Source organism: Intrasporangium oryzae NRRL B-24470, assembly GCF_000576595.1.
In the GTDB taxonomy this organism is placed as follows: domain Bacteria; phylum Actinomycetota; class Actinomycetes; order Actinomycetales; family Dermatophilaceae; genus Intrasporangium_C; species Intrasporangium_C oryzae.
The window spans coordinates 1-22,236 of the sequence record NZ_AWSA01000038.1; the positions used below are offsets into that span (position 1 = coordinate 1).

Annotated in this window: 19 protein-coding genes and 1 pseudogene; 13 read left to right on the forward strand and 7 right to left on the reverse strand. The window is 71.6% G+C overall.

What is annotated here, in order from left to right; all coding sequences use genetic code 11:
- The 4 genes and pseudogenes from N865_RS23070 to nicT form a co-directional block, all read left to right on the forward strand.
- Positions 1-246, forward strand: a pseudogene (locus tag N865_RS23070) (DNA polymerase III subunit gamma and tau); the annotation flags it as partial.
- 177 nt (positions 247-423) lie between these two features.
- Positions 424-1,215 carry a class I SAM-dependent methyltransferase gene (locus tag N865_RS15660; protein ID WP_245603794.1) on the forward strand — a complete coding sequence of 264 codons (792 nt, stop codon included), beginning with the start codon at positions 424-426 and terminating at the stop codon, positions 1,213-1,215.
- A gap of 44 nt (positions 1,216-1,259) precedes the next feature.
- Positions 1,260-1,937, forward strand: coding sequence for a lysophospholipid acyltransferase family protein (locus N865_RS15665; RefSeq protein WP_034807914.1), 678 nt, complete (start codon positions 1,260-1,262; stop codon positions 1,935-1,937).
- 149 nt (positions 1,938-2,086) lie between these two features.
- On the forward strand, positions 2,087-3,214 hold the full coding sequence (gene nicT / locus N865_RS15670; protein ID WP_245603795.1) for a Nickel transporter NicT: 1,128 nt from the start codon (positions 2,087-2,089) through the stop codon (positions 3,212-3,214).
- Positions 3,215-3,265: 51 nt separating this feature from the next.
- Here the strand turns inward: nicT and N865_RS15675 are convergent, their stop codons facing one another.
- On the reverse strand, positions 3,266-4,465 hold the full coding sequence (locus N865_RS15675; RefSeq protein ID WP_034807963.1) for an aminotransferase class I/II-fold pyridoxal phosphate-dependent enzyme: 1,200 nt from the start codon (positions 4,463-4,465) through the stop codon (positions 3,266-3,268).
- Between the two features lie 141 nt (positions 4,466-4,606).
- Between N865_RS15675 and recR the strand changes: the two genes are divergently transcribed.
- The 8 genes from recR (at position 4,607) to N865_RS15715 (ending at position 12,921) form a co-directional block, all read left to right on the forward strand.
- Positions 4,607-5,206, forward strand: a complete 600-nt coding sequence (recR, locus tag N865_RS15680; protein WP_034807916.1) for a recombination mediator RecR — start codon at positions 4,607-4,609, stop codon at positions 5,204-5,206.
- Between the two features lie 138 nt (positions 5,207-5,344).
- Positions 5,345-5,932 (forward strand): DUF5063 domain-containing protein, encoded by a 588-nt coding sequence (locus N865_RS15685; RefSeq protein ID WP_034807918.1) that lies wholly within the window; start codon positions 5,345-5,347, stop codon positions 5,930-5,932.
- A gap of 127 nt (positions 5,933-6,059) precedes the next feature.
- On the forward strand, positions 6,060-7,331 hold the full coding sequence (locus tag N865_RS15690; protein ID WP_034807920.1) for an aspartate kinase: 1,272 nt from the start codon (positions 6,060-6,062) through the stop codon (positions 7,329-7,331).
- Positions 7,332-7,538: 207 nt separating this feature from the next.
- On the forward strand, positions 7,539-8,723 hold the full coding sequence (locus N865_RS23075; RefSeq protein ID WP_169735756.1) for a DUF6544 family protein: 1,185 nt from the start codon (positions 7,539-7,541) through the stop codon (positions 8,721-8,723).
- 83 nt (positions 8,724-8,806) lie between these two features.
- Entirely contained in the window at positions 8,807-10,303 is a 1,497-nt protein-coding gene (locus N865_RS21910; RefSeq protein WP_169735757.1) for a glycosyltransferase 87 family protein, read from the forward strand.
- A 90-nt stretch (positions 10,304-10,393) separates the two neighbouring features.
- A complete protein-coding gene (locus tag N865_RS15705) occupies positions 10,394-10,666 on the forward strand; it encodes a Rho termination factor N-terminal domain-containing protein (RefSeq protein ID WP_034807924.1) in 273 nt (90 codons plus the stop codon).
- A 152-nt stretch (positions 10,667-10,818) separates the two neighbouring features.
- Complete coding sequence (locus N865_RS15710; protein ID WP_034807969.1) at positions 10,819-11,691, forward strand: SDR family oxidoreductase; 873 nt, start codon at positions 10,819-10,821, stop codon at positions 11,689-11,691.
- Positions 11,692-11,799: 108 nt separating this feature from the next.
- Positions 11,800-12,921, forward strand: coding sequence for a carboxylate-amine ligase (locus N865_RS15715; protein ID WP_281173507.1), 1,122 nt, complete (start codon positions 11,800-11,802; stop codon positions 12,919-12,921).
- A 65-nt stretch (positions 12,922-12,986) separates the two neighbouring features.
- Here N865_RS15715 and N865_RS15720 read toward each other — a convergent pair whose 3' ends face one another.
- From N865_RS15720 to N865_RS15745, 6 genes are all read right to left on the reverse strand, one after another.
- Complete coding sequence (locus N865_RS15720) at positions 12,987-13,760, reverse strand: GAF and ANTAR domain-containing protein (RefSeq protein WP_051510720.1); 774 nt, start codon at positions 13,758-13,760, stop codon at positions 12,987-12,989.
- Positions 13,761-13,847: 87 nt separating this feature from the next.
- A complete protein-coding gene (locus tag N865_RS15725; RefSeq protein WP_051510722.1) occupies positions 13,848-14,666 on the reverse strand; it encodes a sigma-70 family RNA polymerase sigma factor in 819 nt (272 codons plus the stop codon).
- Between the two features lie 299 nt (positions 14,667-14,965).
- A complete protein-coding gene (locus N865_RS15730) occupies positions 14,966-16,072 on the reverse strand; it encodes a M4 family metallopeptidase (protein WP_084328291.1) in 1,107 nt (368 codons plus the stop codon).
- 37 nt (positions 16,073-16,109) lie between these two features.
- Complete coding sequence (locus tag N865_RS15735; protein WP_034807928.1) at positions 16,110-16,427, reverse strand: protealysin inhibitor emfourin; 318 nt, start codon at positions 16,425-16,427, stop codon at positions 16,110-16,112.
- A gap of 287 nt (positions 16,428-16,714) precedes the next feature.
- The gene (locus tag N865_RS15740; RefSeq protein WP_157557730.1) at positions 16,715-18,565 is read right to left on the reverse strand and encodes a carboxypeptidase regulatory-like domain-containing protein; all 1,851 of its coding nucleotides are present in this window, start codon (positions 18,563-18,565) and stop codon (positions 16,715-16,717) included.
- Positions 18,566-18,695: 130 nt separating this feature from the next.
- The gene (locus tag N865_RS15745) at positions 18,696-19,511 is read right to left on the reverse strand and encodes a GDSL-type esterase/lipase family protein (RefSeq protein ID WP_034807932.1); all 816 of its coding nucleotides are present in this window, start codon (positions 19,509-19,511) and stop codon (positions 18,696-18,698) included.
- A gap of 199 nt (positions 19,512-19,710) precedes the next feature.
- On the opposite strand from N865_RS15745, the gene N865_RS15750 reads away from it, so the two are divergent.
- A complete protein-coding gene (locus N865_RS15750; protein WP_034807934.1) occupies positions 19,711-22,086 on the forward strand; it encodes a lysylphosphatidylglycerol synthase transmembrane domain-containing protein in 2,376 nt (791 codons plus the stop codon).
- Positions 22,087-22,236 lie beyond the last annotated feature (150 nt).

Genomic DNA, 22,236 nt, shown 5'->3' on the forward strand with positions numbered 1-22,236 from the left:
ACCGCCGGGACCTCCGGGCCGGCGCCCACCGAGACCGCACTGCGCGGGGCGAGCGCGGTCCGCGCCTCCTTCGCCCAGGCCCGGTCCGCGCCGTCGCGCGCCGACGACGCCCCGAGCCGCGTTCCGCTGACCGACGACTCGGCCGTGAGTGAGGACGACGAGGACATCGAGCAGTCCGGCGACGTCGGCCGCACCGTCATCGAGAAGGTCCTCGGCGGCCGCGTCGTCGCCGAGATCGACGACTGAGCGAAGGCCGACGAAGGCTCGAAGAGGAAGGGTTCCCCCAGGGCTCCGGCCGATGCTGTCGCCCGATGGATCCGTCCACGGAGCGGGACCCGTCCGCTGTGACCGTCAAGCCCGATCTCGCTTGTGAGTGAGGCGGATTCGGCCTCGCCCCAGACGGATAAAGCGGTACCGTCGAACGTGACCTTCGACGTGACGCCGCAGGCGTACGACCGGTTCATGGGGCGGTACTCCCGGCCGCTCGCCCGGGTCTTCACCGACTGGGCCGGCGTGCGCGAGGGGCAGCGCGTCATCGACGTGGGCTGCGGCACCGGGGCCCTTACCGAGCAGCTCGTCGCACGGGTCGGGACGAGTGCCGTCTCGGCCGTCGACCCCTCCCTTCCCTTCACCACGGCCCTTCGGAGCCGGTTCCCGGACCTCGACGTGCAGACGGCTGCCGCGGAGCACCTGCCGTACCAGGCCGACTTCTTCGACGTCGCGCTGGCGCAGCTCGTCGTCCACTTCATGACGGACCCGCTCGCGGCCCTCCGCGAGATGGCCCGCGTCACCCGGCCGGGCGGAACGGTCGCCGCCTGTGTCTGGGACATGGTCGAGGGCGGCCCGTTGGGCCTCTTCTACCGGGCCGCGCGAGACCTCGACCGTGGCGCCCCGGACGAGCGCGAGCGGCCGGGCACGCGGCAGGGTCACCTCGAGGAGCTGTGCACCCGCGCCGATCTCGCGCACGTCGAGGGGGGGCTGGCTGGTCGTGACGGTGACGCACGAGACCTTCGAGGAGTGGTGGGAGCCGTACACCCTCGGCGTCGGTCCGGCGGGCGACTACGTCAGGTCGTTGCCGGCCGCCGCGCGGGAGGCGCTGCGCGAGCACTGCCGCGAGCTGCTCCCTCCTGCGCCGTTCCAGGTCAGCGCCGCGGCGTGGAGTGTCCGGGCCACCGCGTGAGGGTGCGTGAGCGGCATACGGCTCGATCGGGCTGAGATGCCGACTCGACCAGGGAGCGGGCACCCCTACGCTGGGGCCCATGTTCTACAGCCTCGGACGGACCGTGCTCGTCCCGCTGAGTCACGCCCTCTACCGGCCGACCATCGAGGGGAAGCACCACGTGCCCCGCGACGGCGGCGTCATCCTCGCGAGCAACCACCTGTCGTTCATCGACTCCTTCGCGATCCCGCTCGCGTCCCCGCGCCAGGTGCGTTTCCTCGCCAAGGAGGAGTACTGGACGGGCTCGGGACTCGGCGGGCTGCTCCGCAAGGGCTTCTTCAACGCCGTGGGGATGGTCCCGGTCAACCGGCACTCCCCGACCGCGGCCCAGGAGAGCCTCGACACCGCGCTCGAGGTGCTGCGCGCCGGGGACGCGTTCGGGATCTACCCCGAAGGGACCCGCTCACGCGACGGCCGGCTCTACCGAGGACGGACCGGGGTGGCGTGGCTCGCGCTGACCGCCGGGGTTCCCGTCGTGCCCGTCGGTCTCATCGGCACCGAGAACATCCAGCCCGTGGGGTCGAGCTTCCCTACGCTCGCCAAGGTCACCGTGCGCTTCGGCGCCCCGATCGGCGTCGAGAAGTATGCGGGGATGCCGGCCGGCAGGGCTCGTCGCCAGCTGACCGACGAGGTCATGGACGCGATCGCGGCACTCACAGGTCAGGAGCGGGCCGAGGGCTACAACGAGGTTCCCGGCGCCGCGGAGACAGAGGTCTGAGGCTCCCTCGCCCGCGCGCCTACGTCACTGCTCCGCCTGCGGGAGCAGTGGGACCCACTGCTCCCGCAGGCGGAGCAGTGACGTGGTGGCGGCAACCCGCTGGGGCCACCCGCTTGCAGATGCGACCCAGTCGCATCTAGCGTGACGGGGTGGCCTCTCCCGCGACCGTGCAACCCGCTCGTCAGTCCGGCGAGCGTGCGGACCGACCCCGCCTTCGGGAGCAGCTGACCGCCGCAGACCGGCGCAGCCTCGCCGGGATGGGGCTCGTCGTCCTGCTCCTCCACGTCGTCGGCTGGGGCCTGCTCGTCTGGGTCGTCGCGCCACAGGAGTATCGCGTGGGCGGCCACCTCTTCGGCGTCGGGCTCGGCGTCACCGCCTACACCCTCGGCATGCGTCATGCCTTCGACGCTGACCACATCGCGGCGATCGACAACACGACGCGTTCGCTGATGGGCGGTCGACGCCGCCCGCTCACCGTCGGCTTCTGGTTCAGCCTCGGCCACTCGTCGGTCGTCTTCGCGATGGTCACCCTCCTCGCTCTGGGCGTTCGAGCGCTCGCATCGGCCCTACACGACGGCAGCGCCGTGCAGCGGCTCACGGGGCTCTGGGGCACGTCGGTGTCAGGCCTGTTCCTGCTGCTCATCGGCGCGGTCAACCTCGCGGCGCTCGCCGGGATCCTCCGGGTCGTCCGCGGCATGCGGGCCGGGCGCCTCGACGAGGAGGAGCTCGAGCGTCAGCTCGGTCGCCGCGGCCTGCTCACACGGGTCCTCGGTCGGGTCACCCGGGCGGTGTCCCGTCCGTGGCACATGTACCCCGTCGGCCTGCTCTTCGGCCTCGGCTTCGACACCGTCACCGAGGTCGGCCTCCTCGTCGCCGCCGGGGGAGCGGCCGCCGCCGACCTGCCCTGGTATGCCGTCCTCACCCTCCCCGTGCTCTTCGCCGCGGGCATGTCGCTCCTCGACTCGATCGACGGCGCCTTCATGACGTTCGCCTATGACTGGGCCCTCCACCGGCCGGTCCGGGCGGTCTACTACAACCTCACCGTCACTGCGCTCTCGGTCGCCGTGGCCCTCGGCATCGGTGGCATCGAGGTCCTCTCCGTCGTCAGCGACCGGCTCGGCATCACGAGCGGGCCGATCGCCGCGATCGGGTCGATCGACCTCGGTGGCGTGGGCTTCTGGGTCGTCGGGCTCTTCGCCGGGGCGTGGCTGCTCTCCCTCGCCGTCTGGCGGCTCGGGCGGATCGAGGAGCGCTGGGGGGCGCGGCTCGCCGAGTGACACCTCACCGACGGACGCCGCAGGCGGCCGTATGCCGCTCGGCGGGCGGGGTCAGTCGCGCGCGGTCTCGCTCGTGGCGCGGCGGATGGCCTCGGCGAAGCGGGGCAGCGACTGCTCTATCGTCTCCATCGTCGCGGTGAGGCAGATCCGGAACCAGCCGGGTGTCTCGAAGAGCCGTCCGGGCAGGACGAGGACGCCGAGATCGGCGAGGACGCGGGTGAAGGCCTCGTCGTCGGGCACCGGCGACTCCGGCCAGAGGTAGAAGGTTCCCTCCGGGACCGCAACCCGGTAGCCCAGCTCGCGCAGCGCCGACACCATCCGGTCGCGTTTGGCCTGCAGGGCCGGCACGTCGAGCGAGAGCTCCTCGAGCCGGGGCAGGGCGTGCTGGAGCACGGCGTTGGGGAAGAGCCAGCCACCGGCGATCTGGAGGGTGTCGATCGCCTCCATGAGCACCTCCGCCCCGGGCAGGCCGGGTGGGACGGCGATGTAGCCGATCCGCTGGCCGGGCGCGAGGAGCGTCTTGCCGTAGCTGTAGCAGAGCAGCGTCCACGGGTAGAACTCGGCAGGGCTGCGAAGGGTCGCCCCGTCGAAGACGATCCGGTTGTACGGCTCGTCGGAGATGAGCCAGATCCGGTGGCCGATCCGCCTCGAGGCGTCCTCGAGCAGCTCGGCGAGCGCGGCGAGCAGCGACGCGGGGTAGATCCTGCCGCTCGGGTTGTTGGGCGTGTTGACGATGACGACCCGGGTCCGTGGCGTGATCGCGGCGGAGATCCCGTCGAGGTCGAGGTCGAAGCTCGGCCGGAGGGCCGGCACCTTGACGGCCACGAGCCCGGCCTCGAGAGCCAGCCCCTCGTAGAGGAACCAGGGCGGCAGCGTGAAGACGACCTCGTCGCCCGGGTCGGCGACGGCCTTCATGGCGACCGTGATCGCGCCGAAGCCGCCGGTCGTCATCCGGAGGTTGTCCGCGGTCCAGTCGAGCGGGACGACCCGCCGGAGCGACTCCGCGGCCGCCTCCTGCGCGGGCCGCTCGCTCTGCTTGTAGGCGAACCACAGCTCGTCTCGCGGCACGGTCGCGTCCTGGAGGGCCTCGACGTAGGCGGGCATCTGCATCTCGTGCGGGTCGCCGAAGGTGAGGTCGAGGACCCCGGGCTCGTGCCGCCGCTCCTGGTAGCCCGAGGTGTCGAAGTACTCGAAGAGCATCCGGAACGGCGCCGCGCCCTGGATCAGCGCACTGCGCCGTGAGACCTGCATGTCGTCCACTGGAGCTCCCTCCGGCCGATCCTCCCCAGGCGTCAGGCTAGCCCCGCCCCGCCGTCCGGGACTGCGCATTCCCCCTGGCGCCCGGCCGGGCGGCATACGGGCGATGTCCGGGCTGGGGCTTAGGGTGAGGGGGTGTACGAAGGCGCGGTCCAGGACCTCATCGACGAGCTCGGGCGACTCCCCGGCGTGGGGCCCAAGGGCGCCCAGCGGATCGCCTTCCACCTGCTCCAGGCCGACTCCGATGACGTCACCCGACTCGTCACCGCCCTGACCGAGGTCAAGGCCAAGGTCCGCTTCTGCGACCTGTGCGGCAACGTCGCCCAGGCCGAGCGCTGCCGCATCTGCGCCGACCCGCGCCGCGACCAGACGGCGATCTGCGTCGTCGAGGAGCCCAAGGACGTCGTCGCCATCGAGCGCACCCGGGAGTTCCGGGGGACCTACCACGTCCTCGGCGGCGCGATCAGCCCGATCGACGGCATCGGCCCCGACGACCTGCGCGTCCGCGAGCTCATGACGCGCCTCGCGTCGGGCGACGTGCAGGAGGTCATCATCGCGACCGACCCCAACCTCGAGGGCGAGGCGACGGCGACCTATCTCTCCCGGCTCCTGCGCGACATCGGCGTGACGGTGACCCGCCTCGCGTCGGGCCTTCCGGTCGGCGGCGACCTCGAGTACGCCGACGAGGTCACGCTCGGGCGCGCCTTCGAGGGCCGCCGCCGCGTCGACGCCTGACCCGCCCGTCCGGGCCACCCGTCCGGTCCCGCCCGACCAGTTCGTATGCCGCCGGGTCGACTCCGGGACCCGCCGCGCGGCAGACTGGGGGCGCGGCCGTGATCCGGCCGAGCGGCATACGACCAAGAGGGGACGGCCATGGGATCCGAGGCGCCGGAGGACACCCGACAGGAGATCAGCGAGCTCGAGGGGCTCGCCGACCTGACGGCGCACGAGGCGAGCGCCTACCTGACCGCGGTCACCGAGGTCGCGAGCGGCACGTCCCCGGCCACGGCGATCCCGCTCCTCACGCTCGCCCTGTCGCAGGTCCTCGTCGCGGGGGCCCGCCTCGGGGCGATCCAGGACGTCGTGCCGGTGCTGCGCTTCGAGCCCGACACCGGCCCCGAGGACGATGTCGACCCGCTGCGGACGGCGCTCGCCAACGTCCTTACCGGCATCGACGAGTACGTCTACGTCGTCGACCCCATCACCTCGACCGAGCGCGCCGACGGTTCGGTCAGCGGCGACCTCGCCGACATCGCCGTCGCGCTGACCCACGGCCTCCAGCACTACGCGGCCGGCCGCCGCATCGAGGCGCTCTGGTGGTGGCAGTTCAGCTATCTCTCCGACTGGGGCGACCACGCGCTCATGGCGCTGCGCGCCCTCCAGTCGGTCCTCGCCCACCTGCGGCTCGACGCCGACGAGGAGACCGTCGGCGAGGCCGAGTTCGACGCGCTCCACCCCTGAGGCCGTGCTGCGACACGCGCGCTGTCTCGAAGCGTGGGCGCTGCGTCTCAGCATGCCGACCGCTCGGTCGGGGTCGACCTCGGCTCCCTAGACTGACATCTCCGCACGAGAGATCCCGGGAGTCAGTGTGAGCATCGTCGTCCAGAAATACGGCGGTTCGTCCGTGGCCGACGCCGAGTCGATCAAGCGCGTCGCGCGCCGGATCGTCGAGACGCACAAGGCGGGCCACTCCGTGTGCGTCGTCGTCTCGGCGATGGGCGACACGACCGACGAGCTGCTCGACCTCGCCGAGCAGGTCACGCCCGCCCCGCCGGCCCGCGAGCTCGACATGCTGCTCACGTCCGGCGAGCGCATCTCGATGGCTCTCGTCGCAATGGCGATCGCTCAGCTCGGCGCCGAGGCCCGGTCCTTCACCGGCTCCCAGGCCGGCGTCATCACCGACGACTCCCACGGCGCCGCGCGAATCATCGACGTGACGCCCGGGCGGATCCAGAGCGCCCTCGACGCCGGACACATCGCCATCGTCGCCGGCTTCCAGGGTGTCAGCCAGACGACCAAGGACATCACGACCCTCGGCCGTGGTGGGTCCGACACGACCGCCGTCGCTCTCGCCGCCGCGCTCGACGCGGACGTCTGCGAGATCTACACCGACGTCGACGGCGTCTTCACCGCCGACCCCCGCATCCTCCCGAGCGCCCGCAAGCTCGACGTCCTGTCGATGGAGGAGATGCTCGACCTCGCGGCCAACGGGAGCAAGATCCTGCACCTGCGCTGCGTCGAGTACGCCCGCCGCTACGGCATCCCGATCCACGTCCGCTCGTCCTGGTCGCAGCGGCCGGGCACCTGGGTCAAGGACAACCCCTACGAAGGAGAAGGCGCTGTGGAAGCTCCGATCATCGCCGGCATCGCCCACGACCGCAGCGAGGCCAAGATCACCATCGTCGGTGTGCCCGACCGCGTCGGCATCGCGGCCAAGATCTTCGGTGCCATCGCCGAGGCCGGCCTCAACATCGACATGATCGTCCAGAACGTCTCCGCAGCGGAGACGGCCAAGACGGACATCTCCTTCACCCTGCCCAAGGGCGACGGGCCCAAGGCCATGTCGGTCCTCCAGGCGATCAAGCACGAGGTCGAGTACGCCGATCTCCGCTTCGACGACGAGATCGGCAAGATCGCGCTCGTCGGGGCCGGCATGAAGTCGCACCCGGGCGTCTCCGCGAAGTTCTTCGGGGCGCTCGCCGAGGCCGGCATCAACATCGAGATGATCTCGACCTCCGAGATCCGCGTCTCGGCGGTGACGCGCGCGTCCGAGCTCGACGAGGCCGTCCGAGCCGTCCACACGGCATTCGGCCTCGACTCGGCCGAGGACGCGATCGTCTACGGCGGCACCGGCCGCTGACCTCGTCATGACCGACCCCGGTCCCCGTCGAGGGGGGCCGCGGCCGGTGCGTCCCGGCCCGAGGCCTGACCCTGCCCGTGATCCCGTCGCCTGAGTCGGCGCCTGAGTCGGCGCGACTCGGCGTGTGATCCGTGCGTGATCCTCCTCGAACGCGGGGAGCTCGGCCCTTCCCCGGCGCAGACTGGAGGGGGAGGGGAGGTGGTCGCCGTGGTCCTGAGGCGCGTCATCCGGTGGACCGTCGTCGTCGTGGTGGCCGTCCACGGACTGCTGCACCTGCTCGGCGCCGTCAAGGGGTTCGGGTGGGCGGACGTCCCCGCCCTGAGCGCCGAGATCGGGCCGTGGCTCGGACTGGCCTGGCTCCTCGTCTCCGTCCTCGTCCTCGCCGTCGCCGTGCTGCTCGCCCGCGGGACCTGTCCCTGGTGGCTGCCGCTCGTCGCCGCGGTCCTCTCCGAGGTCCTCGTCGTGACGGCGTGGCAGGACGCGTGGGCCGGGACGGCGGCCAACCTCCTGCTCCTCGCGGTCGCCGGCCACGCCTGGGCGCGCACCGGACCGCGCAGCCTTCGAGCGGACTACGCAGACCACGTCCGGGCGGCGCTCGCCAGGCCGCGCACCCAGGTGGACCTGCGCGAGGACGACCTCGCCGGGCTGCCCGCGCCGGTCGCGCGCCTCATTCGCCGGACGGGGGCGCTCGGGCGCCCCGCCGTCATCGGCTTCCGCGCTGAGCTCCACGGACGGATCCGCGGTGGTCCGTCGAAGCCCTGGATGCCCTTCACCGGCGAGCAGGTCAACCTCTACGGCCCGGACCCGTGCCGGCTCTTCCTCATGGACGCGACGATGTTCGGCCTGCCGGTCGACGTGCTGCACGTCTTCGACCGTCGGAAGGCCACGATGCGGGTGCGGCTCTGCTCGACCGTGCCGATCGTCAGGGCGGCCGGGCCCGAGCTCGACCGGACAGAGACGGTCACGCTCCTCAACGACCTCTGCCTGCTCGCCCCCGAGGCCCTCGTCGGCGCACCGGTCAGGTGGACCCAGGTCGGGGACGACAGGGCGACAGGCTCGTTGACGTTAGGCTCGTACACCGTGGCGGCCGACCTGACCTTCGACGCAGCAGGCGATCTCGCCGACTTCGTCTCGGACGACCGGGCGCGGGCCTCGGCGGACGGCCGGACTTTCACACCTCAACGATGGTCCACGCCGGTCCGCAGTGTGGGGCAGTGGGACGGACGTCGGGCGTGCGGCGTCGGCGAGGCGCGGTGGCACGCTCCCGAGCCCGAGGGCACGTTCACCTACCTCGAGGTCGTCGTCGACGACCTGTCGCCGATCGAGGGTGTCCCCTGGGCCCGGACGCCCACGCCGTCGACGCGCTCCCTCGGCTCATCGACCCCTGGTTGAGCGCGTTGAGCTCCATCGAAGGAACGCCACCCGATCCCGGACATCCAGTCACGACCGGCCGAGCCGTCGCAGCGACCGAGTCGATGCCCACCGACCGCAGGGTCTCGCGCGCTGTGGCCCTGGGACTCCTCGCCCTCGCGGCGGTCGTCGTCGCCGCGTCGTCGGCCCGAGGCGGTGGCCACGTCGACCTCGAGGTCTACGTCCGCGCGGGGAGACGCTGGCTCGCCGGAATGGACCCCTACGCCGCGCGCCCGGAGCTCCCCTTCACCTACCCGCCCTTCGCCGTCCTGCTCAGCGTGCCGATGGCGCTTGCCCCCGGCGTGGCGCTCGCCGTCCTGACGACCCTGACCCTGGTGGCTGCGGCCGGGGGAGCGCTGTCCGCGGCGCGGGACGCGGGCCGGCCGTCCCTGGCCGGTCACGGCCCTCCCGCCCGCCTCTCACCCAGGCAGGACTCCGGTCGGGTCCGCCTGGCCTGGGTCGCTGTGGGGGCCGGGGCCCTTCTCAGTGAGCCGGTGCGACGGACCCTCCACCTCGGGCAGGTCAACGGGCTCGTCGTCGGGCTCGTGCTCGTGGACCTGCTTCTCGTGCCTCGGCCGTGGCGGGGCTGGCTCACCGGAGTCGCCGCGGGCACCAAGCTCACTCCGCTCGTCTTCGTCCTCCACCCGCTGGCCCGGAGGGACTGGGCCACGGCCGTGCGGATCGTGGCGGGGTTCGCCGCCACCGTTCTCGTCGGAGCCCTGGTCCTGCCGGCGGAGTCGCGGACGTACTGGACCTCGCTCGCCCTCGATCCCGGACGCGTCGGCGCGCCGGGATTCGCCGACAACCAGAGCCTTCTCGGGCTGTTCGACCGGGTCGTGCCAGGGCATGCGACGGCGGCGTGGCTCGCCGCCTCGGTCCTTGCCGTCGGCGCCGGTCTCGTTGCGCTGCAACGGCGCCGGGGACGAGCGCCGATCGAAGGTGTGGTCGTCTGCGCGCTCCTCGGTCTGCTCCTCTCGCCGATCTCCTGGTCGCACCACTGGCTCCTGCTCCCTGCGGCCGCAGTCGTCTGCCTGCGCGACCGCCGGCCGCTCGTCGCCGCGATCGCAGGCGCCACCGTCCTGCTCGCGGAGCCGCTGGCGTCCTCGGGCGCGGTCGGCGGCAGTGGCCTCCTCGAGGGCCTCGCCACGAACGCCATCACCATCGCCGGCGTGCTCTGCCTGGTCACCCTCGCTCGCGTCCCGGGCCGTCCCATCATCGAGGCACCACCGGGCGGCGGGCCCACGGCACGAGGACGCGGTCCGGCCCGGCTGCCCCTTCGGCCGGCTCGCGTCGGCCGGAGGCGACTGATTCCGGCATTCCCCAACGGCACTCAGGTTCGGGGCGTAGCAAGGGGGTATGAAGGCAGTAGGAGGCAAGAAACCATGACCAAGCACATCTCGCATCTCCAGGAGGACGGCACCGTCTTCCCGCCCGTCACCCCCGATCCTCCGCTCCCACCGGGACAGCCGGAGATCGTCGTGCCGGAGATGGTCCCGCCCAAGGACACCGCGACGCCGACCCGGCCGACCGAGGACCCAAAGCCGACGGAGCAGCCCGACTGACCCGTCCCCAGCCCGGTTCGATGTATTGCCGCGTGCTCTGGGTCGCGCCGATACATCGACCGGGGCCTTCCCGAACGAGAGGAGAGGCACATGCCACGCCGACAGGACCCGGGACCGTCCGTGAAGGACAAGGAGCTCTACGAGGCGCTGCGTGACGACGGCGCGAGCAAGGAGAAGGCCGCGCGCATCGCCAACGCGGCCGCTGCGACGTCCCGCTCGAAGGTCGGGCGCAAGGGCGGCAAGGCGGGGGACTACGAGGACATGACGAAGGACGAACTGATGTCGCGCGCCCGCCGCATCGGCATCGCCGGGCGCTCGTCGATGAACAAGGCCCAGCTCATCGACGCCCTGCGCAACCACTGACCGCACGCCCTGGAGGCCGCATGACCCCCGAGCCCGAGCAGTCCGAGCGCCAGCACGAGTCCCAGCACCAGCCCGAGTCCCAGCGCCAGCCCGAGTCCCAGCGCCAGCCCGAGTCAGCGGGGGAGCCCGAGGTCGCACGGCACGCCGAGAGCATGGTCCGCCGCGACGACAAGGGCGGCTTCCCGGCCCAGCAGCAGGACCCGCCCGGCCTCACGAGCCGGATGCACCCCGTGCCGGACCACGGCGAGGACACCTACATCGGCCACGGTCGGCTTGAAGGCCTGCGTGCCCTCATCACCGGCGGGGACTCCGGGATCGGGCGGGCCGTCGCCATCGCCTTCGCCCGCGAGGGAGCCGACGTCGCCATCGGCTACCTGCCGGACGAGCAGAGCGACGCCGAGGAGACGCTCGGCTGGGTCGAGCGGGCCGGCCGCAAGGGCGTGCTCGTGCCCGGCGACCTCGTCGACCGCGAGACCTGCCGGCGGGTCGTCGCCCAGGCCGTCGGCGGCCTCGGCGGCCTCGACATCCTCGTCAACAACGCCGGCTACCACTGGGACCGGGGCGGCGACGGGATCGAGGGGCTGCAGCCAGAGCACGTCGAGCGGGTGCTGCGGACCAACCTCCACGCGGTCCTCTGGCTCTGCCAGGCGGCCTCACCGCATCTCGGCACGGGGGCGTCGATCATCACGACGACCTCGATCCAGGCCTACGACCCGTCGCCGGCGCTGCTCGACTACGCGGCGACGAAGGCGGCCCTCAACAACCTCACGGTCAACCTCGCCGCGGCGCTCGGGCCGCGCGGGATCCGGGTCAACGCCGTCGCACCCGGGCCGATCTGGACGCCGCTCCAGCCCGCCACCCGCGGAACCGACACGATCGAGACCTTTGGCGCCGACACCCCGCTCGGGCGGGCCGGGCAGCCTGCCGAGGTCGCGCCCGCCTACGTCTTCCTCGCCTCGCCGGCCGACGCGAGCTACGTCTCCGGGACCGTCCTCGGTGTGACGGGCGGGAAGGCGACCCTGTGACGGGAGGCGACCGCCGTATGCCGCCCGGCCGGGTCCTCAGCCGACGCTGAGTCGATCCTCACTCGGCTTCGGTCGGCACTGCGCGCTCGAATGGAGCAGAGTGTGAGGGTGCGGACCATGGGAGTCGAGGAGGAGATGCTCCTCGTGGACATTCGCAACGGTCGGCCACGCTCCGTGTCGGGCCGGCTCCTCATCCGGGCCGCCCAGCACCCGGCGCCGGTCGCCGGGGTGGGCGTCCACGGGGCGCTCGAGGGGGAGTTCAAGCAGCAGCAGATCGAGACGCACACCCGGCCCGTGTCCGACCTCGACACGCTCCGTCGGGAGGTGCGCCGCTGGCGCACCGAGGCCATCGACGCCGCCCGGGAGAGCGGCTCGAGCGTCGCCGCGCTCGCGACCTCCCCGCTCCGGGTGAAGCCGACGCCGGTCGCGTCGCCCCGCTACGCCTGGATGCAGGAGCGCTACGCCCTGACCGCGCGCGAGCACCTCACGTGTGGGCTGCACGTCCACGTGTCGGTCGAGTCCGACGAGGAGGGCGTCGCCGTCATCGACCGGATACGGGTCTGGATGTCGACCCTGCTCGCGCTCAGCGCCAACTCGCCCTACTGGAAGGGCGACGACTCCGGCTTCGCGAGCTACCGCGCTCGGGCCATGGCGAAGTGGCCCGCGGCAGGGCCCACCGACCTGTTCGGCTCGGCGGCGGTCTACCACCAGCTCGTCCGCGACATGACCCTGTCGTCCGTCATCCTCGACGCCGGCATGGTCTACTTCGACGCCCGGCTCTCGCACCACTACCCCACGGTCGAGATCCGGGTGGCGGACGTGTGTCCCTCGGTCGAGGAGACGGTGGTCATCGCCGGGCTCTGCCGGGCCCTCGTCGAGACGGCCGCCTCCGAGTGGGCCGCAGGGGAGCCGCCGCCACCGGTCCCCACCCTGCTGCTTCGTCTCGGAGCCTGGCAGGCGAGCCGCGAGGGCATTGACGGGGTCCTGCTCGACCCGTTCACGTCACGGCCCGTGCCGGCGTGGGACGTCGTCGACCGTCTCGTCGACCACGTCCGGCCGGCGCTCAAGGCGGCCGGCGACCTCGAGGCGGTCGAGGACGGTCTGGAGCGACTCCGCAGGGAAGGCAACGGCGCGATCCGCCAGCGGCGGATGTACGAGCGGACCGGCCAGCTCGTCGACGTCGTCGCGCATGCAGTGCGGGTCACCGCGGGGCTCGAGGACGCGCCCTGAGGCCGCCGACCCGCCGAGCGCGCGCGCCGGCGGGCGGATGCGAGCGGCATACGGCCCCGGGATGGTCAGGCCGGGTCGATCCAGAGGGTCCCCGTCTCGATGACGTCCGCAGCCACGTCACGCAGCTTGCGGTTGTGGTTCTGGCTCGCGGCGTGGAGCAGGTCGAAGGCGCGCTCACGGGTCACCTTGTGCAGCCCCATGATGATGCCCATGGCCGTGCCGATGTCGCGGTTGCTCTGCAGGGCCCGCTCGAGGTTGACGACGCGCTCGCGGCTCGTGGCGGCCGTGACGGCCCCGGCGGCGTGCGCGGCCAGCAGCAGGCCCGTCAGGACGTCGTGCTCGTCGAACGCGCGAGGAGCCCGGGCGTAGACGTTGAGCCCCGCGATCGAGTCGTCGTCGAGGTCGGTCAGGAGCCGGAAGGAGAGCATGCTCCGGAAGCCGAACTCCTCCGCCACGAGCCGGCCGAACTCAGGCCACCGATCGTCGTGGAGGAGATCGGCCGGGTGGTAGACGGTGGCGTCGAGCACGGCATCGACGCAGGGCCCGGACCCGAGCCGGTACTGGAGGTAGTCGGCCTCGCGGGTCGCGTCGTCGGTCGCCGCCGGGGTCGAGAACCGGCCCGCCCGCAGCGTCGTGATGCTCGCGCTGTCGGCGCCCTCGATGACCTTCACGGCATGGCGCGCCACGTCCTCCATCGTCGGCGCCGCGCCGGGCCCGGCCGCCGTCACCGGCTCGACCATCCGGTAGCGCGTGATCAGCTCCTCGACGCGCAGCGTGTTCGCCTCGAGGTCAGTGGACCGCTTGGTGCGCCGGTCGGGTGCACGACTCTCGTTGCTCACAGCGGGCTCCTTCGGGACGACCGAGGCTCGCAGGACGCGGGACCCCTCCCATCATGCGCGCGCTGCGGCCACGATGGGCACGAGGAGTCAGGATGCGCGCCTCGCGGTCGTGCCCTCCATCGCGGACTCACCCATGGAGGCACGCAGCGTCTCGAGGACCCGCGCCAGCCGCCGCGACACCTGCATCTGGCTCACCCCGAGCGACTCGCTGATCCGCCGCTGGGTCTGTCCCTCGACGAACCGCATCCAGATCAGACGCCGCTCCTCCTCGGTCCGTTCGGCGAGCGCCTGCCGGAGACAGATCCGGTCGGGGAGCATCTCGACGGCCTCGTCGAACGTTCCGAGCGTGTCGAGGACGGACCGGTCCTGCAGTCCCCCGCACAACAGGTCGAGTGAGTCGGGTCGGTAGCTCGTGTCGACCTGCTCGGCCTCCGAGACGAGCTCGGCGGGCACGGACATCCGCTCAGCGAGGTCTGCGAGCCGCGGTGTGCGTCCGAGCTCCTGGGAGGCCTCCTCCACGTGGCTCCGCATGGCGATCCGCAGCTCCTGCAGCCGGCGCGGCGGGCGGACCGCCCAGCCGTGGTCACGGAAGTACCTCTTCAGCTCGCCCGAGATGGTGGGGATGGCGAAGGCCGTGAACGACCGACCCGCCTCCGGGTCGAACCGGCGGATCGCCTTGAGCAGGGCCAGGCGCGCGACCTGGACGAGGTCCTCCTCCTCGATCCCGCGGCGCCGGAACCGGCGGCCCAGGGAGTCGCAGAGGTCCAGGTGAAGCTCGACCAGCTCTGCCACGAGCTCCTGGGCTCGCTCGGCGTCGGTCTCGGCGCGGAGCCGTTCGAAGAGCTGTCTGGCGACGTCGTCGCGCTCGGAATGACGAGAGGTTCCGGGGGTGTGGGGGTCAGACATGACTCATCTCCGTGTGCTACCGGATGACTGAGTCGGCACGTGGTTTGGACCGCTCGCTGTCTGGTCGGTCCATACCCACTCTTCGCGGATGGCCGTCGCCGGCGTGACCGGTTCGCGTGGGGCCGTGACGACGATCGTCGCGGAGGCGGCGCGGACCGTGGGCTGCCGGACCAACGAAGCCCGACCTGACCCCTGCTCGCTCCGGCCGGGTCCAGGACCGCGCCGCAACTCCGCCCGGGCGGAGTTGCGGCGCTGGGCGTCGTTCAGGTCGTCGTTCAGGTCATGACGAGACGCAACACCTAGGCGCCACTCGGGGTGGTGTGCGGCTTCTTCTTCGGCTTGTGGTGGGGCTGGCCGTCCGTTGCCGGGACCTTCGTCGCCACGCCGACCTGCTCCCACGCGTCCCGGACGACGGTGACGGCGTCGGCGCCGAAGAGGCTCTGGGCATTGGTGACGGTGAGCTGGGCGAACGCCGCGAAGGTGGCCGACGCGCGGAGGTGGCCGCCGGTCAGCGTCGCGTACCAGATGCGGCCCGCCTTGTCCCAGGCATAGCCGCCGAAACCGGCCGCCGCGAGGTAGAAGGCGCGGTTGGGGATGCCGGAGTTGATGTGGACGCCGCCGTTGTCGTCGGACGTGTGGACGTAGTGGGCCATGTCCGCGGGCTGCGGGTCCTTGCCCAGCTGCGGGTCGTCGTATGCCGTGCCCGGGTCCTTCATCGACCGGAGCGCGACCCCGTGGATGCCCGCTGCGAGCAGCCCGGCACCGATGAGCCAGTCCGCCTGGTCTGCCGTCTGCTTCGGGTCGGCGTGGTACTGCTTGACCATCGAGCCGAACACGTCGGACATCGACTCGTTGAGTGCTCCCGCCTGGTCCTGGTAGTCGAGCGCGGCGGTGTACTGGGTGACGCCGTGGGTGAGCTCGTGGCCCATGACGTCGATGGCGATGGTGAACCGGTTGAACAGGGTCCCGTCGCCGTCACCGAAGAGCATCTGGCTGCCTGTCCACTCGGCGTTGTCGTAGGCATGCCCGTAGTGGACCGTGCCGATGAGGTCGAGGCCGGCATCGTCGACCGAGTTGCGGGAGTAGACCCCGCTGTAGAAGTCGAGGGTCGCCCTCAGGCCGTCATGTGCCTCGTCCGTCTCGGCGTCACCCGTCGCGGGATCGGTGTCGCCCCGGACCAGCGAGCCCGGCAGGGTCGTGGAGCCCTGGGCGTCGTAGATGGCGACGGTCGCGGGTGGCGCGCCGAGGGCCCGGGTCGTGGCGACCCCGGGAGCCATCTCTCGCGAGCCGATGACGGAACGGTGCTGTTCGAGGGCCACCTCGGCGAGCTGGCGCTGCTCGGGTGTGCCGTGGTCGCGAATGTGCTCGAGAATGTGCGGGGGAACGATCCCCTGGATGAATGTCATCGCCCGACCTCCCGGAGCCCGGAGGCTCCGACTCATTTCATCGTGGATTTTTCTCTCTGCCGATCTCCTCGATCCGCGACACGAGGTGCTGCAGCGTCGGGTCGGCTATCGGTGACGTGAACGACACGGCGGATTCGCCGTCGTCGTGCGACACGGTCAGCGTGTAGCTGATGTAGTCGCCGGCACCGGGCTTGGGGGTCTGACGAGCGACCGCATGCTCGAAATCGACTGCCCCGACGAGGTGCTCGATCTCCCGGGAGGAGGGCTCGGTCAAGGAGTCGGTGTCGATCGTGATCTCCCCGGTCAGTGCTCTGACGGCGGCGAACCCGCCGGACCGGTTGAGAGTGATCCTCATCGACCCTCACCTCCCCCCGATTCAGTGTTCTCTCGCCGAATACGGGGCGTCAAGGTGACGAAGAAAAGGGCTGGTGTCAGTTTCTTGGACGTTTCCCGCGAATTCCATAGCAGTATCGGCGAATTCCCGGGCGGACCGTTCGACCGCGGCGTATCGTGCCCGGCCGGGTGACGAGAGGGCATCCCGAGATGCCCCACAACCCTTCACGGGTATGCCGCCGGGCCCGCTCCGCAGAGTGGGGACCTCGCCGTTCGGCGAGGTCCCCACACGTGCACCGCTGCGCCCGGTCAGGGCAGGTGGATCGTGATCTGCTTCTGCTCGCCGCGGGCCAGCGGGACGACCGTGGCATCGACCGAGCTCGAGGCCGAGTCGTACCAGACGACCTGACCCGTGTCGGGGTTCTCCAGCTGGAGCTTGAACTCGCCGCCGGGGAGGGCCGTCGACGCGAAGGAGTTGCCTCCCCAGACGTCGAAGCTGCCGACGATGGTGCCGTCCGCCGCGATGATGGAGCCGTCCCAGGGCTCGGTCGTGGCTGACCCGTCACTGTTGACCACGGTGCCGGTCAGCCGGGCGGCCGGACCGAGCTGCGCGTCGAAGGTGGACGTCTTGGTCGCCTTCACCGTGATCGGCGTCGCGTCGGTCGGGGTGTCGGCATCTCCCGACCACTCGGGCGCCAGGTTGCCCCAGGGGACTGCGTACACGACTGGTGTGTAGTCACCAGCCGGGATCCCGATGATGGTGTACCTGCCGTCCGCATCCGTCTGGGCGACGTACCGACCTTCGCCGGGGCCGGCGCGACCCCCGGTGTTGCCCTCCGCGGAGACCCAGGCACCCTCGAGCGGGTTCCCGAACGGGTCCGTGATCCGGCCGCTCAGCTGTCCACCCGGTGCGAGCTTGACGTTGCGGATCGCCTTGTTCTCTCCGGCGCCGACCGTGATGAGGTCGGCGGTCGCCTGGGAGTCCGCCTTGAAGGCCCACGTCCCAGCCATGTAGCTCGTGTGGTGGGCGCCACTCAGGAAGAGGGCGTAGTCGCCCTTGCCGAGCCCGCGCAGGGTCCAGCGCCCGTCCGAGCCGCTGCACTCGGGCGCCTGGCCCTGGGCGAAGCCCCCGTTATGGCCGACGTAGGCGTCGGGACAGACTCCCTCGATGGGTGCTCCAGTCTTCCCGTCGACGGCGAGGCCGGTGATCGAGGACGCCTTCGCAAGGGAGGTGTCCACCCTGGTCGTCGCACCATGGGTCACGGTGAACGGAGCTGCATCCGCGGCGACCGTCGTGTTGCCGTTGTACTCGGCAACGAACCGGCCCTCGGGGTCGGTCACGAGGGTGGTGTAGGTGCCAGCCGCCGACAGGTCGATCGAGTAGGTCCCCGTGTCATCTGTGCATCCGTACCCTTGGCCCCAGCCGTCGGGGACGACCGGGTAGGGCTTGACCTCCACGCAGGCGCGGGCGACGGGCGCACCGTCGACGTCGCTCGTGATGACGCCGGAGACCGTGGCTGCGCCGAGCATGGTGTCGTCGACCACGGCCGTCCGGCCCGCCTCGACATGGATCGTGGTGGCACCCTCACGGGTCTCCGAGCCGTACGCGTACTGCGAGGCGCTGCCATCGTGGAAGGACACCACATAGTCGCCCGATGGGACGAGGGCGCTCCACGTGCCATCCCACGTAGAGGCCCCGCCGACAATTTCGCCGCTGTCCAGCTTCGAGACGTCGATCCAGGCGTAGCCCTGCGAGCCATCGGCGCGCGTCAGCGTGCCTGAGATCGTTCCTCCGAGAGCCAGGGCCGCGTCGGCTGTCGCGGGCGCCACGTACTCCGCCGCATTCTCGAACGAGCTTGCACCACCGGCCCACTGCTCGACGTGCTTGCCGTCGAAGGCCTGGACCGCGACCTTGTAAGCGACCCCGGCCTCGGTGGAGGCGACGCTCCAGTGCCCGGCGTCGTCGGTGCAGGCGCTGTCGACCCAGGAGTAGGAGAGGTCGTAGACGGTGACGCAGGCCTGGAGCGGTTGCCCGGTGTCGGCTGCGGTGACGGTGCCCGACAGGGCGGCGGGCTCGGCGTGTGCGGGAGCGGAGACGGCCCCGAAGGCGAGCAACGCCCCCGCGACAGCCACCCCCACCCGTGTGAGTGCTCTGTGCATGGGTTCCTTCTGACTGGGTACGCCAGCCGGGGCGGCCGGGCAGGCGCAACGTAACAGAAGAAATCGGTCGATACCCGTCGAAAAATGCACCAATCGCGCCCATTCAGCCTGGCGCGGTCAGCAGTGCCGCTCACCCCCAGTAGCTGGCTGCCCAGGTCTCCGCGGCGAGCTTGTTCTGTCCGGCGATCGACGGGTGGAAGTAGTCGACGGTGGAGACGTCGCTCGTCGTGAACGCCGTGTTGAACGTCGCGTTGTTGTCCCACCTGCAGTTCGTGTACTTCGAGCACACCGAGGCGAGGGCGCTGTTGAAGGCGGTCTCCTGGTCGACGACCTTCTGACGGTCGGCCGCGGTGTTGCGTGCCGACAGCATCGACTGGCAGATGCCGAACGAGCTCCACGTCGCCTGTGCGCTGAAGTTCGTGTGGAGGAGCGACCACAGCTGGTAGATGTTCGGGATCGAGCTGACGAAGACCCGGGAGCCCGGTCGCGCGGCGACGTAGGCGGCGAGCGCGGTGTCGAACTGGCTCGTGAAGGTCGAGACCGAGGTCATGGTCGCCGCGCTCGAGGTGCACAGGTCGTTCGCACCCATGAGGATCGTGACGTAGTCGACGCCCTGGCTCGCGGCGGCGGAGAGCTGGCCGCTCAGGTCGACCATCTTCGCCCCGGTCTTCGCGTCGTTGTAGACGTGCCCGGAGATCGCGGGGTTGGCGGCGAGGATCGAGCGGTACTGGCTCTTGACCTTCCGGTCCGTCCCCGTCGACCAGGAGTACTGCGGGCAGTCGCTGAGGAAGCAGCCGCTGGCCGTCGCGTCGAAGCCCCGGGTGATCGAGTCACCGGTCGAGGCCATCGAGCTCGGGAGCGGCACGCCCGTGGCGGCGTGTGCCGGGGCCGTGAGTCCGAGGAGAAGGCTGACGACGGCCAGCAGGCCGAGAAGTGCACGACGCATGGTCACCTCACCGTTGAGAACCTGAACGTGGAGCCGGGCGGGCGCCGAAGGCCCACGACGAGAGTGGCACCGGGCGACCGACCCCACAAGAGAATCCACACCTCCGCCGCGTCCCGAGCGCGTCGACGACGGAGCACGCGGCGCCCGCCCGTCGTGTGTGCTCCGTCGTCGAGGGGCGCGAGTGGGGCAGGATGGGGCGGTGTCCAGCCATCAGGGGGCCGTCGAGGTCGTGGAGCCGCCGATCCCGGATCGCGTGCGGCGGCCGGCCGACGCGCTGAGACTGGGCGTCGTCGTCCTCATCCTCGTCTTCTCCGTCGTCCTTGCCACCGTGGCCGTCGGTACCGCGGGGGCGCTGGAGCAGGACCTGGCCCTCGCGACGAGCGGCCTGCCCCGCCTGCTTCTCCAGGTGTTCAGCTGGCTCTCCGGGATCGGCGTCGTCGTCCTGCCCCTGGCCGTGGGAGCCGACCTCCTCGTCCGGGGGCGCCCGATGCAGCTCATCCTCGCGCTCGCCGCCTCCGGTGTGGGCGCGCTGGTCGTGGTCGGCCTCAGGGCGCTCATGCTGAACGGTCACCTCGGCGTCCTCGTCAGCGCACTGACCCGGCCGGTCGCCGGGGGCCGCACCGACCCCCTGGACGCGGTGATCGTCTCGATGATGGCGCTCCTGACCGTGGCCGACATCGTCGGGCGCAAGTGGATCTCTCCTCTGGCGATCGTCGTCATCGGGTCCACCTTCGTGACGGCGTTCCTCTCCGGCACCAGCACGTCTCTGGCCCTGTTCATCTCGTTGCTGCTCGGCTGGGCCATCGGTCTCGCCTTCCGGTTCGGTTTCGGCGCCACGTCGACCCGCCCCCCTGGCGCGGAGATCGCCACGGCGCTCGTCGCCGCAGGGGTCCCGCTGCAGCGGCTCGAGCTCGTGGACCCGGACGACGGCGGGGACCGTCGCTACCGCGGGACGACGAGCACCTCGACGGTGGACGCGCAGGTCATGGACCGCGACACCTTCGGGATCGCCTCGGGCCGGCGGCTCCTGCGCCTCCTGCGCCTGCGCAAGGGCACGACCCGACCGGCCCTGACGCTGCGCTCCGAGCTCGAGCACCGGACGCTCATGGGTCTGGCCCTGGCCGAGGCGAGGATCCCGGCGCCGCGCCCAGTCGCCGTCCGTGAGGTCGGCCCGTTCGCCGCCGTCATCGCCTACCTCAACCCGCGGGGAACCTCGGTCTCCGAGCTCGGCGCCGACCTCGACGACGACCAGCTCGCCCGGATCTGGAGGATGCACGCGACCCTGCTGCGACTCAGCGTCGCCCACCGGGGACTCAGCCCGGAGGTCGTCATGGTGACCGACGACGGACGCGCCGGGCTCCTGCGCGTCGGCGGCGGCGACATCGCGGCCGACGACCTGGCGCTGCGCATCGACACGGCCCAGCTGCTGACGACGGTGGCGCTCGCCGTCGGCGCCGAGCGCGCCGTCGAGAGCGCGACCGCCGAGCTCGGAGAGGAGACGGTCGCCCGGGCGCTCCCGCTCCTGCAGCCGCTCGCCCTGACCCGGACGACGCGCCGGGCCCTGAAGGAACACAAGGGCCTGCTCGGCTCCCTGCGCGACGAGATCCAGCGCCGCCGTCCTCCCGAGGAGGTCGTCGAGCCCGTCGAGCTGCGCCGCGTGACGCTCCGCGGCCTCGTCACCGTCGTCGGCGGGGGCGTCGCCGCCTACCTGCTCCTCACGCAGCTCGCCCAGGTCGACCTCGCCACGGTCGTCGCCACCGCCAACCTGGGCTGGGCCGTGGCCACGGTCGCGTGCGCCGCCCTGACCTTCGCAGGCGCCTCGCTGGCGCTCAGCGGGTCGGTCAACCTGGCGTTGCGGTTCATCCGGACCTACATGACCCAGCTGGCCGTGGCGTTCAGCGGACTCGTGGCGCCGTCGGCGATCGGCAACATCGCCCTCAACACCCGCTACCTGCAGAAGTCGGGGGCCGATCCGGCCGTGGCGGGAGCCAGTGTCGGGGTCGCCCAGCTGGCCCAGTTCTGCTCGTACTTCGTGCTGCTCATCGTGTCCGGTGTCCTCGCGGGCACCGGCCCGCAGGCCTCGTTCACGCCCCCGGCCATCGTCGTCGCGGCCGTGCCGATCTTCGTCCTCGTCGTCCTCGTCCTGCTCGCGATCCGGCCGGTGCGCCGGCTCATCGCGATGCGCGTCCTGCCCCGGATCCGGACGGTCGTCCCCCAGGTCCTCGCGGTGCTCCAGCACCCACGCAAGCTCGCCCAGCTGCTCGGCGGGGCGCTCCTGCTCGACCTCTCCTTCGTCGCCGCGCTCGTCTGCGCGACGCGCGCCTTCGGTGCCACGCAGTCGGTCGCGGCCATCGCCGTCGTCTACTTCGCGGGCGCGATCATCGGCTCGGCCGTGCCGACGCCCGGCGGTCTCGGCGGCATCGAGGCCGCGATGTCGGCGGGCCTGATCGCGATCGGGCTCGACGGAGGGACCGCCGTGTCCGCCGTCCTGCTCTACCGGATGGCCACCTACTGGCTGCCGATCCCGTTCGGCTGGTACTCCCTCAACCGGCTCCAGAAGCTCGGCGCGATCTGACGCGCTCCAGCCCGCCGAAGCGGTCGGGGGACGTATGCCGTCCAGTCCGGTCGTCCCCGACGTGACGGTGCCGGGCGTGCCGGGTATGGGAGCCACAGCGGGACCGCGCTCTGGGTTCGGTCCCGGCTCAGCGGCATACAGCCGATTGTC

What these genes read in the sequence shown, in the direction of transcription:
- N865_RS15665 (WP_034807914.1), top strand. Translation starts at nt 1,260, where the DNA reads ATGTTCTACAGCCTCGGACGGACCGTGCTCGTCCCGCTGAGTCACGCC.
- N865_RS15675 (WP_034807963.1), bottom strand. Translation starts at nt 4,465, where the DNA reads ATGCAGGTCTCACGGCGCAGTGCGCTGATCCAGGGCGCGGCGCCGTTC.
- N865_RS15685 (WP_034807918.1), top strand. Translation starts at nt 5,345, where the DNA reads ATGGGATCCGAGGCGCCGGAGGACACCCGACAGGAGATCAGCGAGCTC.
- N865_RS21910 (WP_169735757.1), top strand. Translation starts at nt 8,807, where the DNA reads ATGCCCACCGACCGCAGGGTCTCGCGCGCTGTGGCCCTGGGACTCCTC.
- N865_RS15705 (WP_034807924.1), top strand. Translation starts at nt 10,394, where the DNA reads ATGCCACGCCGACAGGACCCGGGACCGTCCGTGAAGGACAAGGAGCTC.
- N865_RS15710 (WP_034807969.1), top strand. Translation starts at nt 10,819, where the DNA reads ATGGTCCGCCGCGACGACAAGGGCGGCTTCCCGGCCCAGCAGCAGGAC.
- N865_RS15725 (WP_051510722.1), bottom strand. Translation starts at nt 14,666, where the DNA reads ATGTCTGACCCCCACACCCCCGGAACCTCTCGTCATTCCGAGCGCGAC.
- N865_RS15730 (WP_084328291.1), bottom strand. Translation starts at nt 16,072, where the DNA reads ATGACATTCATCCAGGGGATCGTTCCCCCGCACATTCTCGAGCACATT.
- N865_RS15735 (WP_034807928.1), bottom strand. Translation starts at nt 16,427, where the DNA reads ATGAGGATCACTCTCAACCGGTCCGGCGGGTTCGCCGCCGTCAGAGCA.
- N865_RS15740 (WP_157557730.1), bottom strand. Translation starts at nt 18,565, where the DNA reads ATGCACAGAGCACTCACACGGGTGGGGGTGGCTGTCGCGGGGGCGTTG.
- N865_RS15745 (WP_034807932.1), bottom strand. Translation starts at nt 19,511, where the DNA reads ATGCGTCGTGCACTTCTCGGCCTGCTGGCCGTCGTCAGCCTTCTCCTC.